The sequence below is a fragment of the Ignavibacteria bacterium genome (genome assembly GCA_025612375.1).
Taxonomy (GTDB): domain Bacteria; phylum Bacteroidota; class Ignavibacteria; order Ignavibacteriales; family SURF-24; genus JAAXKN01.
In genome coordinates, this window is sequence record JAAXKN010000045.1 from 1 (window position 1) to 17,317 (window position 17,317).

Here is a 17,317-nt window from a genome sequence, read left to right on the forward strand (position 1 = left end):
TGATCTTTCCATAGAAAGTTGGTCGATAGCACTTGACTTTTAACATAACGGGTGCGAAGTCCTCCTCGGAGGACGCCAAACCCCGGGTTAACTTGGAATACATCCGTTTATACAATGCCCAAATCTTATATGTCGCTCCTGGCCGGAGCTTGGTTGGGGTGGGGGGATCTTGCCCCCGGGTTCAGTCGTTCGCCGCAGCGAACTTCTTCACCCCAGGCTACAAACAAAGCGCACCTCTGGTGCTTAATAACTGCGCTGTTCCAGCTGGTCTACTTGCATAAGAATTTCAAACCTCAATCCTTGAACCTCCTTGTCTTCCGCTTTTTAATTTTTACTTTTTAATAGATTTCCTGTAACCATTTCTATGGAGCCTGCGTCTAAACTGGTAGAGACAATAAAGGGGTTCGTTATGAAATCTGTCAGTTATTTATTAAAAAGAGCTTCCGGCCTGTTCTTACTTGCAGCCCTCACTCTGGGCTTTGCAGCAAATTTAAAGGCCGGCGACCTTAAGACTATCGAGGAAAAGACTATTCCCACCTCCATGGGCAAGAAACTGGAGCTTAGTACCTCTTCAGGCGACGTCTACGTCAGTACCTGGAACCGCCCTGAGGTATACGTCAAAATAAGCGGTAACAAAAGGGCCCACGACAAAATGCACTTCAATATCGAAGGCACAGGAGAAGGGGTTAAAGTCCAGGGAAAAAGCGGCGGCTCCTGGCTCTGGTTCGGCTGGAATGTTGTGTACGTTAAATATGAAATTAAACTTCCCGCAAACTATAACGCCTATATCAGAACCTCGGGAGGGGATATAAAAATCTACGACCTCAATGGTTCAATTAAATTTGAAACCTCGGGTGGCGACATAACTTTATTTAATACAAAGGGTTACACGAATCTCAGCACCTCGGGCGGAGATATAAAACTCGAAAATACAAGCGGAGATATGAAAATGTCTACATCCGGGGGCGACGTCCAGGTCCATAACTTTAACGGAAACCTCAAGGCCTCAACCTCCGGCGGCGATATGACACTCGAGGGCAAAGGGGGCCGCGTCGAAGCCTCTACTACCGGGGGAGATATAACTCTTAACTACTTCGATACCAACTACGGAATTGACCTCGAGACCTCGGGCGGTGATATTACAGTCAGGGTACCCGGCAGCTTTTCTGCCAATGCCGACCTTTCAACCTCGGGCGGGGAAATTGAATGCAGTCTACCCGTTACACAAACCGGAAAACTTACGGGCTCTAAACTCCGAGGCGAACTTAACGGAGGCGGTAAAACACTCCATTGCTATACCTCCGGCGGCGATATTAAGGTGATAAAGTAGCTTTTCACGTAATACTCCCGTAATTTGTGAGGCAGGTCAGGCTATTTCTCTTTTGCCTTTTGCCTGGCCCTGCCTCACAATTGCTTCAAAATTTCTCCCCGTCATTCTGAAATTTCTTGTATAAATCCCCTTTTTTAGATAGTTTTATACATTAATTATGAAGACACTATTATTACTTTTTGTTGCGCTTTTGGGCGGATACGCCTTTGCGCAGGACAGCACTTTTGCTGTCGAGGATTTTAATATTAAAATCCAGGACGCTAAACTCCTGGCCGGTGATTTGGATAACAAAACCGTTTTCGAAAGACAGTTTCAGGACCCATACGCTTATACTCTTGACATAGATGGCGACGGTGCCAGTGAACTTTTAATCAATGACGATACCCAGACTGATGGACAGGATTACTATACACTTTACGTATATAATACAGTTGGAAGCTTCTATCTGATCGATTCCATTTATTCAGGCTTAAAAGAACCTTATTCTTTCTTCTCCGACGAAATTAACAACGTGGTGCTCGTTACGGGAAGCCCGGACTTTGATTCCTTAAATGTTGCAGGCCAGGATGATGTTTTTTCTCCTCTTGTCTGCTGGAGCTTCGTTGACTCTTCTCTTAATATCGTCAACGACCAGCTTTATAACGTGTTCCTGCAGGAAAACGAGGCAAATATGGACTATATGGATTCTTTCTTTAAGGGAAAGGGGAAAAACTGCGAATCCTCACGCCTTCTGAAGGCCGTCATTGCCTCTGCTTACGCAAATTATATCTATGCCGATGAATATGCACTTGCAGATAAACTTTTGGAAGAGTATTATCTTTGTGGGGACCTAAAACAATTTAAAGAACAAATTTCCAAGTTGCTTTAAGGAGATCTATGAAACTGGATTGGAAGGAATACCTGCAGAAAATGGTAAATGTTACCATGTTGGAAAACTACGGGATGACCTACGATACCAAAAGCCAGGCGCCTCTCTATGAGATAGTTTTCAAAACCGGAAAGCTCATAGGCGAGTATGAGGATGGCCTGCTTCTGGAAGCTACCAGGGAACAGCAGCAGATTAAAATATTTATTCCGCATCATTCAATTAAATGCGTAGAAATCTTTAATGTCTAGGCAAAACCGGTCATTTCACGTTATTCTCTCTGTATGCGCCTTCTTAATCCTCTTCGTTTCAAATGCATTTGCTGAAGAGCTGAGAAGAGTATTGTCCCTGAAGGCCTACACAAACAGAGATGAAACTACACTGCCCGTCCTCCTCTACGACGAAGGGGGCAGCGATCTACTGACTATTGAGTTTGATGTCGATGCCGACCAGGCCCCGAGCCTCAGCATCGTTTTTAAGTTCTGCGATAGGAACTGGACGCCTTATACAAACCTATTCCTGGAAAACATTGGGCAGAACGTAGCCCGCAACCTGGCTTTCGATGCCCTGCCCGTAACCGTTCAGGAGGCAAAGTATCACTTTAAGGGGAGTTTTCCCGATGAATACGGCTACGTCGATTTCCCGTTCTCGGGCAAATGGCGGTTCTATATTACAGATTCACAGGATACGTCGAAGGTTTATGCTTCTGGAAAGTTCTATGCCGTTCATCCGATAATGGAAGCCAAATCAAATATTAAACACGAATTCCTGGAAGACATAAACTATTTCCCGACCGATCTGGCCAGGGTATTTAACCTGACAACCGACTTTACATTGCCCGATGAACTCTTCCCGTTTAACGTCGAGAACGTGGAAATTATTGAAAACCACAAGATCGATTACCCCTACTTTGTTGAAAGAAAACAGGATAATACTCTTAACAGGTATTACACCTGGGACGGCAACAGGAAATTCAGCTTTACTTCCAAAGAGCTTCGCCCGGGCAACGAGTACAGGGAAACAGACCTCAGGAATTATAATATCTTTAATTCCAGGAACGTTAACGCCCAGTTCGACGGCGTTGAAACTTCCAGGTTCTTCAGGGAAAACCTCAGGCGCGACCTTAACGGCGGCTCCGTCCTTACAAGATATAGGGATGAAAACGCCGTCTATATGAACGTGACCTTCAGACTGAGGCCTCCTGAAGACTATTCAAAGAAAATATTCCTCGTCGGATCCTTTACAAACTGGGATGTTCTTCCGGAATATGAAATGAAGGAAGAACGAAGCGGGATTTTTACCGAAACCGTTTTGCTTAAAAGAGGCATCTACGACTATCAGTATGTATTGGCTCACCTGGACGACGGCAAGGTAAACAGCATCGACTGGCTGACTTTGGAAGGAAACACATTTACTACGAACAATATATATCACGTTTTTATATATTATGCCGATCCCGACAAGGGGGGCTACGACAGAATTATCGGTTATCAAAAAGTAATCAGCAAGTAAAGCAGTAAGCAAAATAAAATGGAAAAATTAAAACTTGGAATTATAGGAACAGGGCATCTAGGTAAACTTCATATTAAAATATCTAAAACGATACCCGGATGCGAACTGGCAGGCATCTTTGATATGGATGCTGAAAAAGCCAAAGAATGCGGCAGCGAGTTTAACGTAAACGTCTTTAACTCACTTGATGAAATCCTTGCCGCTACAGATGCGGTTTCAATTGTTGCTACAACCAGCGCTCATTATGAGCTGGCAAAAAAAGCCCTTGAGGCTGGCCGCCACGTCTTCGTCGAAAAACCGATCACAAAGCTGATCTCTGAGGCTGAGGAACTGGTTCAGCTTGCAGAGAAGAAATCTCTTAATCTTCAGGTGGGGCATATAGAAAGATTTAACCCGGCTTTACTTTCTCTGGACAATTATAAGCTGGAGCCGAAGTTTATTCAAAGCGACCGCCTGGCGCAGTTTAACCCGCGCGGAACCGACGTCGCCGTTGTTTTAGACCTCATGATTCACGATATTGATATTATACTCAGCCTTGTAAAAAGCGACGTCAAGCATGTCCATGCAAGCGGGGTTGCGGTAGTTTCGGATAATATAGATATAGCCAATGCCCGTCTGGAATTTGAAAACGGAGCCGTGGCCAACGTAACTGCCAGCAGAATATCCCAGAAGAAAATGAGAAAAATGAGAATGTTCCAGCGCGACAGCTATATTTCTCTGGACTTTAATACGGGGGTCTCTGAAGTCTACAGGCTTGTCTCAAAAGATGAAACCATTGAAAATAACTTTATTTCCTTCGGCGAAATGGGCATAGGCGATAAGAAAAAGCAGGTGGTCTATGAGCAGCCCGAGGTAAAGGAAGTTAACGCCCTTCAGTATGAGCTTAAACTCTTTATAGATTCGGTGCTTAATAATACAAAGCCCGTTGTAAGCGGCCTGGACGGCCTGAGGGCCTTGAAGGTAGCTGAAGCTATAATAAAGGAAATTGAAAATTCACAGATTAAGTAATGCCGCAAGGCTCATTAGTTTTAAGTTTTTAGTTGTAAGTTTTAAGTTAAATTCGTTCTTCGATTTTTTGTACGCGGAAAATTTATTCTACATTCCGGAAGTGATATTGCCTTATTTTTAAGTCACTGTAACAGGTTTTGTAATTGTGATGAATTTTTAAGAAGGAGAGATGAAGATGATACGCAGAAGAATGTTTTTGTATTTGCTTGCTCTCGGTATGTTTTTCAGTGTCAGCAGCTGCAGTGTAATTAAGACTTTCCAGAATATTGCCCGGCTTAAGTTTAAGCTCGACAGTATAAACGGTTTACAATTAAGCGGCATCCCTGTCAGCGGTAAAACGAGCCTTAAGGACTTTTCTGCAACGGATCTTTTGAGAATTACCTCAGCCGTTGCCAGCAAACAGCTTCCCGTATCGTTTGTGCTGAATGTGGATGCGTTAAACCCGAATGACGGCAAGGGCGGCAACCCGCAGACCGACGTTCAGCTGGCGAAATTCCCCTGGAAGCTCCTTATTGACGACAAGGAAACTATTACAGGAGATATTACTTCTCCCATCAGCGTTCCCGGCGTGGGGCAGGACGTGAAATTTCCGCTTAAAATTGAAATGGATCTTTTTAAGTTTTTTAACAATCAGGATTATCAGGGACTCGTTAACCTTGTCCTAAAGCTTAGCGGCCAGCAGAGCAACCCTGTAAGCGTTAAACTGGTGGCAAGGCCAACGGTCTCAAGTCCAATCGGGAACATTACGTATCCCGGCGATCTGACAATTGTCAGTCAGGAATACAGGTAACATAATTTCTCAATAAAACTCTATTAGTTATGGCAAAAAACAAAAAGTATGTGATCGGCGTCGATTTAGGAGGCACTTCAATTAAGGTGGGTGTCGTTTCAAAAGAGGGAAAACTGATTAAAAAAGGATTCGTCGATACCCTTGCCGATCAGGGTCCGAAGGTGGTCGTCAGCCAGATAAAAAAAGGAATTGAACTAGTCCTGGGAGATTACGAAAAGGAGGTAGGCGGAATAGGTATTGGTGCTCCCGGTGTGGTCTCAATGGAAAAAGGGACTGTTGAAAACCCCCCGAACCTGCCCGGCTGGAAGAAAGTTTTCTTAAGCAGGGTTATTGAAGACGCATTTAATTTGAGGACAGTTGTTGAAAACGATGCCAATGCTGCTGCAGTGGGCGAAATGGTCTTTGGCGCAGGTAAAAATTTCACCGATTTTATGATGGTTACACTAGGAACAGGTGTTGGCGGCGGCATAATTATTAACCGCAAGCTCTATCACGGAATGCAGGGTGCCGCAGGCGAACTGGGGCACACCACAATCGACTATAACGGTCCAAAGTGCAATTGCGGGTCATATGGCTGCATAGAGACTTATGTCGGCAACGGCTACCTGGTAGAAAGGGTCCATAAGCTGCTTAAGGACGGAAAGAAGTCTACAAAGATTTATGACCTGCTGGATAATAACCTGAATAACCTTACACCTAAAATTATAAACGATGCCGCTCAGCTTGGCGACGAGTTTGCAAAATCTGTAATCGTCGAGACAGGCAAATACCTGGGCTATGCACTTGCTTCTTCGATAAACCTGATGGATATTCATAATGTTATTATAGGCGGCGGAGTTGCAGGCTTCGGCCAGCTCCTTTTTGACTCGGTCCGCGAGAACGCCAAGCAGAGGGTGCTTAAGCCTCTTGCCCCCAAGGTCAAAATTGTTCCTGCAAAGCTGAAAAACGAAGCAGGAATCAAAGGCGCTTCCTCACTCGTATTCTACAGCGAGAAATAAAGCCGCCTGAAGTAACGGAACTTAATCTTCCGGAAATTGTACCATTTGGGTGCCATTTGACTTGTCTATGGCATCTAAATGGTTTATTTTTAACAGCCAAATGTGATGACTATTTTTCTTTTTGATTTATGAATAAAGTAACTTTTCTTTTTATCCTTTTATTAACCGGTTTGCTCTTTTCACAGCAGAAGGATACTACTTTATTCAGACCGCCCGCAGGGCCAACGGCCGACAGCCTGAGGGCTAAAAATGATACTACAGCCGTTAAAGATACTACGAAAAGAAAGTCTGATATTGATGCCGTAATCTATGCCGCGGGCTCGGACTCTCTTGTCTTCAGAATACCCGACAGAAAAATGGAAATCTTTGGAAACGGGGAGCTGAAATACAAAAAAACTGAACTTAAAAGCGCAAATATACTAGTCGATTTTAACCTCAACCGCATTCAGGCCTCGGGTGTTGCAGACACTTCAGACACGGCCACGGTAAAACTTAAAGGCACCCCGGTAATGTCGGAAGGGGGGGAAGTCTATAAGGGCAGCAAGCTTACCTACGACTTTAAGACTCAGCGCGGCATAATCTCCGCGGCTAAAAGTAAGGCCGATGCGGGTTTCTACGGAGGCTCCAGGGTCAAGAAGATCGACAAGGAGACCTACTTTATTAAAAACGGAACCTATACCACCTGCGACGCCGACAGCGCGCACTTCTTCTTTTATGCAAAGGAAATGAAGGTGGTAATGAAAAGCCAGATTATTGCCAAATGGATCTGGCTTTATATAGGCGGCGTTCCATTGCCGATTCCGCTGCCTTTCGGCGTGTTTCCGAATGAAACCGGCAGACGTTCAGGCATTATTGCCCCGGCCTACGGGCAGAGCGCTCAGTACGGGCAGTACTTTTCTCACCTGGGATACTTTTGGGCAATAAGCGATTATATGGATATAAACCTCTTAAGCGACCTCTACTTAAGGGGTGGCTATAACCTCACAAGCCGCTTCCGCTATGCAAAACGCTACTCTCTTTCCGGAAGCGTGGACGGCGGATTTACAAGCCTGCAGTCGGGCGAAAAGGGAGATCCCGACTACGGCGAAAAAAGAGACTGGCGCATAGGTTTTTACCATAACCAGCAGATTGACCCCACGATGAGGCTGGATGCCAATCTGAATTATATGTCCTCAAAGAATTACCTGAACAGAACGAGCTATAACTATAACGACCTTTTAAGCCAGAACATACACTCCTCTGCAACTTTATCCAAGACATGGGAGGGTTCGGGCAACAGCTTATCTCTAAGTTACAGCCGCGACCAGATAATTGACGCTTCTGATTCATCACAGATAGGCAATATACGGGAAGTGCTCCCTTCTGCAAGCTTTACCATGCTTCCGACCTATCCTTTTAAGCGGAAGGGAAGAGTCGACCCTGCCGATGAGAAGTGGTACGAGCAGATCGGAATCAACTATTCGGGACAGTTCCAGAATTTAAGGAATAAGCAAAGCGGCGTCTTGACTTCACACGCTGGCTTCCAGCACAGTATCTCAACAAACATTGCTCCTAAGATCGGGTACTTTAATATTTCCCCCAGATTCAGCTATGTCGAGCGCTGGTACAATAAAAAAATTGAAAGAACAGATTACCATGTAATTGACCGCGCACGTTCAACTGCCGGAAGCATCGTCTATAAAGATTCTGTGGTAACAAGAGATGTTAATGAATTAAATGCAGTACGTTCCTTTGACCTTGGTGTGGAGGCTTCTACAAAGCTTTACGGCATAATTCAGCCTAATGCGATCGGCATTCAGGCCATGAGGCACACCATTACGCCCAGAATATCCTATACCTATACACCCGACTTTTCATCCCCCACATGGGGCTACTACGGAACCTATACGGATGCGGCGGGTAACTTAGTGAAATATAACAGGTTTGAACGCGAGGTCTTCGGGGGACCCGGGGGCGGCGAGCAGCAGAACGTGAACTTCAGTGTAAATAATATCTTTGAAATTAAAACAATGAAGGATCCATCGGATACAACTTCCGAGGCTAAAAAGATTCAGCTCTTAAACCTGGATGCAAACCTGAGCTATAATTTTGTCGCACCGACAAACAAATTGTCGGACCTCTTTCTTTCATACAGGACTCAGGTAGGGGATCTCTTCAGCTTTAACGGGTCATCTTCCTACTCTTTCTACGACTTTGATTACGAAAAGGGCACAACTTCAACCAGGTTCCTTTCCTCGCGTAAAGGAGGAGGCTTTATGCGCCTTACAAACTTCCAGTTCTCTGTCAATACCTCTCTGTCTGCTGAAAGGCTGAAGGGGAAAGAAACAAAGAAGGAAGAACAGACCGCGCCTTCGGTTACACAGAGCGCTTATGGCAGCCAGAACCCTTATATGGGTATTTACAATGATGAGCCGCCTGACTATAATATACCGTGGGACCTGGCTCTGAGTTTCAGCTACAACATGGATAAAAGGGACCCGAGGCATGTAAGCACCTATTCTAACATGAACGCCAGCTTTAACTTCAGTCTGACAGAAAGTATCAAGCTTGCTTTTACGGGCAGCTACGATTTCAAGCAGAAGGCTTTTGCGGCTCCGCAGGTCAGGATCTACAAGGATCTGCACTGCTGGGAGATGAACCTCAGCTGGAACCCCCTCGGGGTATACAGGGGCTACCGCTTTGAGATCAGGGTCAAGGCGCCTCAGCTTCAGGATATTAAAGTCGAGCGCTCAAGAGGCCAGTTCAGCGGAAGGTAAACGGGATCTATGGCAATGAAGCATTACATTATAGATGCCAATAACCTCATCGGGAAAATAAAATTTCTACGCAATCTTCAGAATAAAAGCGGGCAGGGCTCAAGAGAAAAACTGGCCTTTATGGTAGATAAGCATTTCCTCGGGAAAAAAGTCAGGGTAACGCTGAACTTCGACGGCTTCATGGACCTGGCAATCAATACCTCCAAACTCAGGATACATTACTCTGAAAAGCGCACCGCCGATGAACTGATCAAGCAGCAGATCGAAATGGAAAAAAATCCCAGACTCATTACACTCATTTCTTCAGACAGCAACCTGGCCGAGTTTGCAAGGGTATGCCGCTGTGAAGTAATATTAAGCGAAGACTTTGCACGCGAGCTGACCCAGGAGAACATAGATGAGGAAGAGGAAAAGAAAAGATCCATCGGAAACGACGAAATTAAAAGGCTCTTCGGTTTATAACAAAACGGAGTGGTTATGAAGCTGCGCTCTAAAATTTTTTGTCTGTCTATACTGCTCCTTTTAACAACTGTAACACAAAACGCACAGGTGAAAGACTTGAAATCAGAAGAACTAAAAAACAGAATCCAGGCAGAGTTCTCCGCGCTAAAGGGAGATTTTGCGCTGGCCTTTAAGGATCTCCGGAATCCTGAGGCTGAAATTCTTATCAATGCCGATGAGGTTTTTCACGCCGCAAGCACAATGAAGACCCCCGTGATGATAGAGGTATTCCGCCAGGCAGCCCTGGGAAGTTTCAGCCTGGATGATTCCATTATTGTAAAAAACGAATTCAAAAGCATCGTCGACGGCTCTACTTTCAGCATGGCTATAGACCGCGACGGGGGAGAGGACCTCTATGAGTATATAAACAAAAAGAGGACTATCCGTCAGCTCGTTTTTGACATGATTACCGTAAGCAGCAATCTTGCTACAAATATTCTTATCGGACTTGTAAAAGCTGAAAACGCACAGAACACAATGCTATCGCTGGGTGCAAAAAATATCAAGGTCCTGCGCGGAGTTGAAGATATGAAGGCTTTCGATAAGGGCTTAAACAATACTACAACGGCAAGGGACCTTATGATAATCTTTGAGCAGATTGCCAAAGGCTCTGTTGTTTCAAAAGAAGCCTGCAGGGAAATGACAGATATACTCCTTTGCCAGAAGTTCCGGGAGGTGATCCCGGCAAAACTTCCCAAGGGAGTAAAAGCTGCCCATAAGACCGGCTCGGTTGACGGCATTAAGCACGATTCCGGATTCGTCATTCTGCCCGACGGGCGTAAGTACGTCCTGGTTCTCCTCTCCAAAAACCTGAAAAATATGAACCAGGCCACCGAAACGCTCTCCAGCGTCTCAAAGATCGTCTACGATTATTTTGTGGATAACTAGGGTGCAACTGTCCAGGGCGGGCCGCCGCTCGCCCACAAACAACCGAACGCTTCCTTTCCTCCGGACCTCAGACCTCTCTTGCTATTTCCCTCCCGCTTGTATTATATTTAATTAAAGACGGGGACCCGGGGAATATTCCTTTTCTTAAAACTGCTGCCTCATACCCCAGGGACTTTGAAGCCGTTAAAAACTTTAACAAGGGTGGCAATATGGGTATAAGCATTAAAAGAACCGGTCATACTGCATTACTGGTTGACGATGTCGAAAGAGCTGCAAATTTCTATAATGTTAATTTCGGCTTCGACATCATTTTTATTTTTGAACAATGGGGCCTTGTACGCAAGAACAAGGACGATATTGCATTTATAAGAAAAGGCGCCCCGCATCCCCCGCATTTCGGAATGAGAGTTGCTTCAAAAGATGAAGTGGATAAAGCCCTGCATAAACTCAGGGAAATCGGTACCGAAATTCTCGAAGAACCGAAACTTCACACAGACGACAGCTATTCACTGCTGTTTGCTGATCCCGACGGAAATGCCGTCGAAATAATTTATGACCCCAATATTTCGGGCTGAAAGGGATGACTTAGGTCCTCCCTTTACAGGAATTTGACAATCTGCAGTCATTCCTTTATTTTGCTGTTCGAAATTTTTAAACTGAGAATAATTCATCTTAAAGAGAATTATAATTTATATAAAAAACCGTGATGGAGGATGCATGGAATATAGAACTGAATCAGATAGTATGGGAGAAATAAAGGTACCTTCTGATAAATACTACGGGGCACAGACAGCCCGCTCTTTACAAAACTTCAAAATAGGCGGAGAACGCTTCCCGAGGCCTCTTATCAGGGCCCTTGGCATATTAAAAAAAGCAGCTGCACTCTCAAACAAAGAATTGGGAATTCTTCCTGCTGAAAAAGCCGACCTTATCATTCAGGCTGCAAACGAGGTTATTGAGGGGAAACTTGATGAACATTTCCCGCTCGTGGTCTGGCAGACCGGAAGCGGCACACAGACAAACATGAACGCAAACGAAGTTATCTCCAACCGCGCCATTGAAATCTCGGGCGGACAGATGGGAAGCAAGAAACCTATCCATCCCAACGACGACGTCAATAAGGCACAGTCATCAAACGATACTTTCCCTACGGCAATGCATATTGCGGCTGTTGAGGAAATCCACAGAAGACTCATCCCGATGGTTACAAAGCTGCGCGACGCGCTCGATAAAAAGTCACATGAATTCAATGGCATTATTAAGATCGGCCGCACGCACCTGATGGATGCAACCCCTCTTACGCTCGAACAGGAATTCTCAGGCTATGTTCAGCAGCTTACAAACGGCCTTGAAAGAATTAACTGCGCGCTTCCCAGGCTCTATGAGCTTGCATTGGGAGGCACTGCCGTTGGTACAGGCTTAAATACACACCCTGAATTTGCAGTTAAAGCTGCCGGAAACATTGCAGAGCTTACAGGCAAGCCTTTTGTTTCAGCAAGAAACAAGTTTGAAGCTCTTGCAGCTCACGACGCTTTGGTAGAAATGAGCGGCGTTCTGAAAACACTTGCAGCCTCACTGATGAAAATTGCAAACGACGTACGCTGGCTCGGCAGCGGTCCAAGAAGCGGAATAGGCGAACTCTCTCTTCCTGAAAACGAACCGGGCAGTTCAATTATGCCGGGCAAGGTTAACCCCACACAGTCTGAAGCAATGACTATGGTCTGCGCCCAGGTTTTCGGCAACGACGTTACCATAAACTTCAGCGGCTCAATGGGTAACTTTGAACTGAACGTCTTTAAGCCGGTTATCATATTCAACCTCCTGCAGTCAATAAAGCTTATTTCAGATGCCTGCGAAAGCTTTACCGATAACTGCGTAGTTGGAATACAGGCCAATACGGGCAACATTAAAAAACACCTTCAAAACTCCCTTATGCTTGTTACAGCACTTAACCCGCATATCGGATACGACAACGCCGCAAAGGTTGCAAAGAAGGCACACAAGGAAAACAAAACCCTCCGCGAGGCAGCCATTGAACTTGGACTCCTTACCGGGGAGAAGTTTGATGAAGTTGTAAAACCTGAAGAAATGATCGGGCCAAAGAAATAATCATTTAACAATTGAGGCCGGAAGAGAACGAAATTCTTCCGGCCCCGGTTTAACAACCAAAAGAGGGCAATAAAAGTGTTAGAAATCATACTGAATATCTACCTTATCATTAACGACGGGCTTGTTGTGGCCTTCAGGGCCAAGGGCTATGAAATGGAAGGCGGTGACAATAATAAAATTGAATTTCTGAAAAGGAAGGCCAGGGAGGATTTTGAACACGCCTATCATTTTGACGCCCCGCAGAACAGAAAAGGGGAATTCATGAAATATAACAAGTTTGCCCGCCTGGAGCAGCAGGGAATGCAGTACGAGCTCTTTGAAGAGATATTCCAGAGCTTCAAACTCCCGGAACAGCCCCTTATCTGCGTTACCCCGGTTGTAAACGGCAAAATTATCAGCGAATATTAATATTTAAACCGCCGAAGGCGGACCTCAAACCTTGAACCTTCTTTTCCCTTCATATTTTAATGATAATTTTTATACATTAAAAGAATGATAATTTCATAATTGAAATAATATTGAATAAATATTCTTATATTTATAACCAATTTTAAAGAATTTGAGAGGCTTTTATGTCCGACAAGGCACATGAGCTCGATGAGCTTTGCATTAACACAATAAGATTTCTTGCAGTGGATGCTGTACAGAAAGCAAATTCGGGCCACCCTGGTATGCCTATGGGCTGCGCTCCTATTGCTTATAGATTATTTACAAAATATATGCGCTATAACCCCGATAACCCGAAGTGGTTCAACAGGGATAAATTCGTTCTTTCGGCAGGACACGGCAGCATGCTGCTCTATAGTATGCTTTACCTGACAGGCTATGACATTTCAATGGAAGATCTTAAAAGTTTCAGGCAGTGGGACAGCAAAACCCCGGGCCACCCCGAGGCAATCCTGACCCCAGGCGTTGAAACTACAACGGGACCTCTTGGACAGGGGATCACTAACTCCATAGGTATGGCTGTTGCACAGGAATTCCTTGCTGCAACTTTTAATAAAAAAGACCTTCCCCCGGTGCTCGACCACTACATCTATGTAATCGCAAGCGACGGCGATATGATGGAAGGTATTTCTCACGAGGCATCCTCATTTGCCGGACACCAGGGACTTGGAAAACTTATCGTTTTCTATGACGACAATAATATCAGCATAGACGGCAGTACAAACCTTGCCTTTACCGAGGACGTAGGTAAACGCTATGAGGCCTACGGCTGGCATGTCCAGCACCTGGATGACGTTAACGACCTTAAGGCAATGGACCGTGCAATTGAAAACGCACAGAAAGAAAAAAACAGGCCTTCTTTTATTGTTACCAAAACACATATAGGCTTTGGAAGCCCTAATAAGCAGGACAAGGCTTCAGCCCACGGCTCACCCTTAGGCCCCGATGAAGTAAAGCTTACAAAGAAAAACCTCGGATGGCCCGAAGATAAAACTTTTTATGTCCCTGAAGAAGTTTCAAAGTTCTTTTCACAGTTTAAGGAAAAAGGTCATAAGCTCGAAGAGGAATGGGGAAAACAGTTTGAAGAGTACTGCGGAAAATACCCCGAAGAAGGGAAGCTCTTTAGTGATGTAATGACAGGCAATTTCGGGGACAAATGGCAGGCGAAACTTCCCAAGTTTGCAGTTGAACCAAAAGGCATGGCAACACGCTCGGCCTCAGGAAAGGCTCTTAACGCCATAGCCTCTTCCATTCCTACTTTAATCGGCGGCTCTGCAGACCTTGCTCCTTCAAACAACACGGAATTAAAAGGCTATCCTGCATTTTCTCCCGAACACCGCGAAGGACGCAACTTCCACTTCGGTGTGCGTGAGCACGGTATGGCCGGAATGCTTAACGGCATGGCAATCTACGGCGGAGTAATTCCCTACGGAGGTACTTTCCTCGTATTCTCAGATTACCTCCGTCCTGCAATACGCCTGGGCGTACTCTCGGGCTTAAGGCCTATTTACATTTTTACACACGACAGCATTGGACTTGGCGAAGACGGTCCTACACATCAGGCCGTTGAGCACCTGGCAGCCTTAAGGGCAATTCCTGAAGTTGTCGTAATCCGCCCGGCTGATGCCAACGAAACGAGTTTTGCATGGCGCGCGGCAATTGAACATTCGGGCAGCCCGGTTGCACTTATCTTAACCAGGCAGAACGTCCCGGTAATTGACCAGGATAAATACCCAAGCGCTGAAGGCCTCCTTAAGGGTGCCTATGTGCTGCGTGATACAGAAGGTACTCCGGACATTATTCTTATGGCAACAGGAAGCGAAGTTCAGCACATACTGGCCGCCAGCGAAGAGCTCGAAAGCCAGGGCATTAAAGCCAGATGCGTAAGCTTCCCGTCGTGGGAGCTCTTCGACCGCCAGACAGAGGAGTACAAGAATTCAGTCCTTCTGCCTGAGGTAAAAGCACGCCTCTCGGTTGAAGCCGCAGTTAAAATGGGATGGGAAAAATATGTCGGTCAGTCGGGCGACTCTGTGAGCCTGGACAGGTTCGGCATGTCTGCTCCCGGTGAAGTTGTAATGGAAAAATTCGGCTTTACCTCAGCTAATGTGGTAAAAAGAGCAAAAGAATTATTAAATAAAATAAAAAATAATAAGTAGTAAATTGATTTAAGGGGCATCCTTCCCAAGGTATGCCCCTTTCTTTACAGGAGTTGTTTTTTGGAGCATATAAGATATTTTATTGATCTGTTCATTCATCTTGATAAACATCTAAACGGAATTATACTTGAATACGGCATCTGGACTTATCTTCTTTTATTTATCGTAATATTTGCTGAAACAGGTTTTGTAGTTACACCATTTTTGCCCGGGGATTCACTGCTCTTTGCGGCAGGAGCCTTTGCGGCACTCGGGTCTTTTAACATTGCCATTTTGTTCCTTATTCTTGCCCTTGCCGCAATCTTAGGCGATACTGTCAACTACTGGATCGGAAACTATATAGGTCCAAAGATATTTTCGCAGGATAAGGTACGGTTTCTTAAAAAAGAGCACCTGGAAAGGACACACCAGTTCTACGAAAAACACGGCGGAAAGACTATTATTATAGCCCGCTTTATACCGGTAATCCGCACATTTGCACCTTTCGTTGCCGGCATAGGCAGCATGTCCTACGGCCGCTTTATTTCCTATAACGTTTTCGGCGGACTTCTGTGGGTTGTTCTGTTTCTTTTTGCAGGCTACTTTTTTGGCAATCTGCCATTTGTGAAAAATAACTTTTCTTTTGTTATTTTAGCAATCATTTTAATTTCTGTTTTGCCGGGCTTCATAGAGTACTTCAGGCAGAAAAGGATGAAAAAGGCTTAAAACCCGAAAAGTTCAGTTCCGCTTTCTTTTATCTTTTTTATGTGTTATATCTGCCTGTTTAATGCGGGATTAACTTAATCCTTTTAATTTCAAGGGGACACATACACATATGGGTAATGCTAAATCGGAACGTCTGCTCTCGCTGGATGTTTTCAGGGGAATTACAATTGCAGGTATGATACTTGTAAATACTCCCGGCACCTGGGAGCATGTTTATCCTGCACTGCAGCACGCCAAATGGAACGGGATTACGCCAACGGACCTGATATTCCCTTTTTTCCTTTTTATTGTCGGCGTCGCTACGACACTTTCACTTTCCAAAAGAAAGCAAAGAGGCGATGACAAGAAAAAGCTGGTACTTCAGATCGTAAGGCGCTCTGTTATAATATTCCTGCTTGGTATCTTTCTGGCCGCATTCCCCGATTTTAATTTTTCAACCGTCAGAATACCAGGCGTTCTGCAGAGGATTGCGGTGGTTTATATGATTACAAGCCTGCTCTACCTTTGGACAAACACCAGGAATCTTACCATTACTGCAGCTGTGATTCTGCTCCTTTACTGGGCTATGATGACTCTTATTCCCGTGCCCGGAGTGGGCTATGCTAACCTGGAACCATCTACAAACCTCGGCGCCTGGCTAGACCGCACGATCATTGGGCCGCATATCTGGTATTACTCCAAAACCTGGGACCCGGAAGGGCTCTTAAGCACACTGCCCGCAATTTCAACGGCCATATTCGGCATACTGGCAGGGGAGTGGCTAAGAAGGACTGACGTTGAAAATTCCACCAGGACCGTCTGGATGTTCTTCTGGGGAAACGCGGGACTGGTGCTTGGAACTATATGGGATATGTGGTTCCCGATAAATAAGAACCTCTGGACCAGCTCATATGTCGTTTTTACGGCCGGCATGGCACTTCAGTTTCTTGGAATGTGCTACTGGGTTATTGATGTTAAAGGATATACAAAATGGACAAAGCCTTTTGTTGTATACGGCACTAATGCCATTGCGGCATATTTCCTTTCCGAAATAATTGAGCGCGCTTTATACATACCGAAGGTAATGGATGCTTCAGGCCATATGATAGATCTGAGGGTTTATCTCTACAACGTCCTTTTTGCTTCCTGGCTTCCCGGCCTTAACGCCTCACTTGCCTGGGCGCTGGCATATGTAGTAATTTTGTGCGGACTGTTCTGGATCTTATATTCCAAAAAAATATTTATAAAAGTTTAATTTAAGTGTTAATGAAAA

The 17,317-nt window shown here is 45.1% G+C and carries 16 protein-coding genes; all 16 read left to right on the forward strand.

Going from position 1 to position 17,317, the window contains the following annotated elements; translation table 11 throughout:
- Positions 1 to 409 precede the first annotated feature (409 nt).
- The 16 genes from HF312_18570 to HF312_18645 all read left to right on the forward strand — a co-directional run bounded on the left by HF312_18570 (position 410) and on the right by HF312_18645 (position 17,299).
- Positions 410 to 1,330 carry a DUF4097 domain-containing protein gene (locus tag HF312_18570; GenBank protein ID MCU7522227.1) on the forward strand — a complete coding sequence of 307 codons (921 nt, stop codon included), beginning with the start codon at positions 410 to 412 and terminating at the stop codon, positions 1,328 to 1,330.
- A gap of 157 nt (positions 1,331 to 1,487) precedes the next feature.
- Positions 1,488 to 2,198: a hypothetical protein gene (locus HF312_18575; GenBank protein ID MCU7522228.1), complete on the forward strand. Its 711-nt coding sequence runs from the start codon at positions 1,488 to 1,490 to the stop codon at positions 2,196 to 2,198.
- 8 nt (positions 2,199 to 2,206) lie between these two features.
- Positions 2,207 to 2,446, forward strand: coding sequence for a hypothetical protein (locus tag HF312_18580; protein MCU7522229.1), 240 nt, complete (start codon positions 2,207 to 2,209; stop codon positions 2,444 to 2,446).
- Positions 2,439 to 3,707, forward strand: coding sequence for a DUF5103 domain-containing protein (locus HF312_18585; protein ID MCU7522230.1), 1,269 nt, complete (start codon positions 2,439 to 2,441; stop codon positions 3,705 to 3,707). Before HF312_18580 ends, HF312_18585 begins: the two co-directional genes overlap by 8 nt.
- An 18-nt stretch (positions 3,708 to 3,725) precedes the next feature.
- A complete protein-coding gene (locus HF312_18590) occupies positions 3,726 to 4,715 on the forward strand; it encodes a Gfo/Idh/MocA family oxidoreductase (protein ID MCU7522231.1) in 990 nt (329 codons plus the stop codon).
- A 175-nt stretch (positions 4,716 to 4,890) separates the two neighbouring features.
- Positions 4,891 to 5,505, forward strand: coding sequence for a hypothetical protein (locus tag HF312_18595; GenBank protein ID MCU7522232.1), 615 nt, complete (start codon positions 4,891 to 4,893; stop codon positions 5,503 to 5,505).
- 29 nt (positions 5,506 to 5,534) lie between these two features.
- Positions 5,535 to 6,503: an ROK family protein gene (locus HF312_18600; GenBank protein ID MCU7522233.1), complete on the forward strand. Its 969-nt coding sequence runs from the start codon at positions 5,535 to 5,537 to the stop codon at positions 6,501 to 6,503.
- A gap of 236 nt (positions 6,504 to 6,739) precedes the next feature.
- Positions 6,740 to 9,259: an LPS-assembly protein LptD gene (locus HF312_18605; GenBank protein MCU7522234.1), complete on the forward strand. Its 2,520-nt coding sequence runs from the start codon at positions 6,740 to 6,742 to the stop codon at positions 9,257 to 9,259.
- A 9-nt stretch (positions 9,260 to 9,268) separates the two neighbouring features.
- A complete protein-coding gene (locus HF312_18610; protein ID MCU7522235.1) occupies positions 9,269 to 9,721 on the forward strand; it encodes a hypothetical protein in 453 nt (150 codons plus the stop codon).
- Positions 9,722 to 9,736: 15 nt separating this feature from the next.
- A complete protein-coding gene (locus HF312_18615) occupies positions 9,737 to 10,648 on the forward strand; it encodes a serine hydrolase (protein ID MCU7522236.1) in 912 nt (303 codons plus the stop codon).
- Positions 10,649 to 10,857: 209 nt separating this feature from the next.
- Positions 10,858 to 11,223, forward strand: a complete 366-nt coding sequence (locus HF312_18620; GenBank protein ID MCU7522237.1) for a VOC family protein — start codon at positions 10,858 to 10,860, stop codon at positions 11,221 to 11,223.
- 142 nt (positions 11,224 to 11,365) lie between these two features.
- Positions 11,366 to 12,757 carry a class II fumarate hydratase gene (fumC, locus tag HF312_18625; GenBank protein MCU7522238.1) on the forward strand — a complete coding sequence of 464 codons (1,392 nt, stop codon included), beginning with the start codon at positions 11,366 to 11,368 and terminating at the stop codon, positions 12,755 to 12,757.
- A 75-nt stretch (positions 12,758 to 12,832) separates the two neighbouring features.
- Entirely contained in the window at positions 12,833 to 13,165 is a 333-nt protein-coding gene (locus HF312_18630) for a hypothetical protein (protein ID MCU7522239.1), read from the forward strand.
- 164 nt (positions 13,166 to 13,329) lie between these two features.
- Positions 13,330 to 15,360 carry a transketolase gene (tkt, locus tag HF312_18635; GenBank protein ID MCU7522240.1) on the forward strand — a complete coding sequence of 677 codons (2,031 nt, stop codon included), beginning with the start codon at positions 13,330 to 13,332 and terminating at the stop codon, positions 15,358 to 15,360.
- 60 nt (positions 15,361 to 15,420) lie between these two features.
- A complete protein-coding gene (locus HF312_18640) occupies positions 15,421 to 16,065 on the forward strand; it encodes a DedA family protein (protein ID MCU7522241.1) in 645 nt (214 codons plus the stop codon).
- Positions 16,066 to 16,174: 109 nt separating this feature from the next.
- A complete protein-coding gene (locus tag HF312_18645) occupies positions 16,175 to 17,299 on the forward strand; it encodes a DUF5009 domain-containing protein (GenBank protein MCU7522242.1) in 1,125 nt (374 codons plus the stop codon).
- Positions 17,300 to 17,317 lie beyond the last annotated feature (18 nt).

Bases quoted from the DNA above. Each gene is read 5' to 3' on its own strand.
- HF312_18620 (MCU7522237.1), top strand. From the start codon at position 10,858: ATGGGTATAAGCATTAAAAGAACCGGTCATACTGCATTACTGGTTGAC.
- HF312_18585 (MCU7522230.1), top strand. From the start codon at position 2,439: ATGTCTAGGCAAAACCGGTCATTTCACGTTATTCTCTCTGTATGCGCC.
- HF312_18615 (MCU7522236.1), top strand. From the start codon at position 9,737: ATGAAGCTGCGCTCTAAAATTTTTTGTCTGTCTATACTGCTCCTTTTA.
- HF312_18595 (MCU7522232.1), top strand. From the start codon at position 4,891: ATGATACGCAGAAGAATGTTTTTGTATTTGCTTGCTCTCGGTATGTTT.
- HF312_18570 (MCU7522227.1), top strand. From the start codon at position 410: ATGAAATCTGTCAGTTATTTATTAAAAAGAGCTTCCGGCCTGTTCTTA.
- HF312_18575 (MCU7522228.1), top strand. From the start codon at position 1,488: ATGAAGACACTATTATTACTTTTTGTTGCGCTTTTGGGCGGATACGCC.
- HF312_18610 (MCU7522235.1), top strand. From the start codon at position 9,269: ATGGCAATGAAGCATTACATTATAGATGCCAATAACCTCATCGGGAAA.
- HF312_18580 (MCU7522229.1), top strand. From the start codon at position 2,207: ATGAAACTGGATTGGAAGGAATACCTGCAGAAAATGGTAAATGTTACC.
- HF312_18600 (MCU7522233.1), top strand. From the start codon at position 5,535: ATGGCAAAAAACAAAAAGTATGTGATCGGCGTCGATTTAGGAGGCACT.
- HF312_18645 (MCU7522242.1), top strand. From the start codon at position 16,175: ATGGGTAATGCTAAATCGGAACGTCTGCTCTCGCTGGATGTTTTCAGG.
- fumC (MCU7522238.1), top strand. From the start codon at position 11,366: ATGGAATATAGAACTGAATCAGATAGTATGGGAGAAATAAAGGTACCT.
- tkt (MCU7522240.1), top strand. From the start codon at position 13,330: ATGTCCGACAAGGCACATGAGCTCGATGAGCTTTGCATTAACACAATA.
- HF312_18590 (MCU7522231.1), top strand. From the start codon at position 3,726: ATGGAAAAATTAAAACTTGGAATTATAGGAACAGGGCATCTAGGTAAA.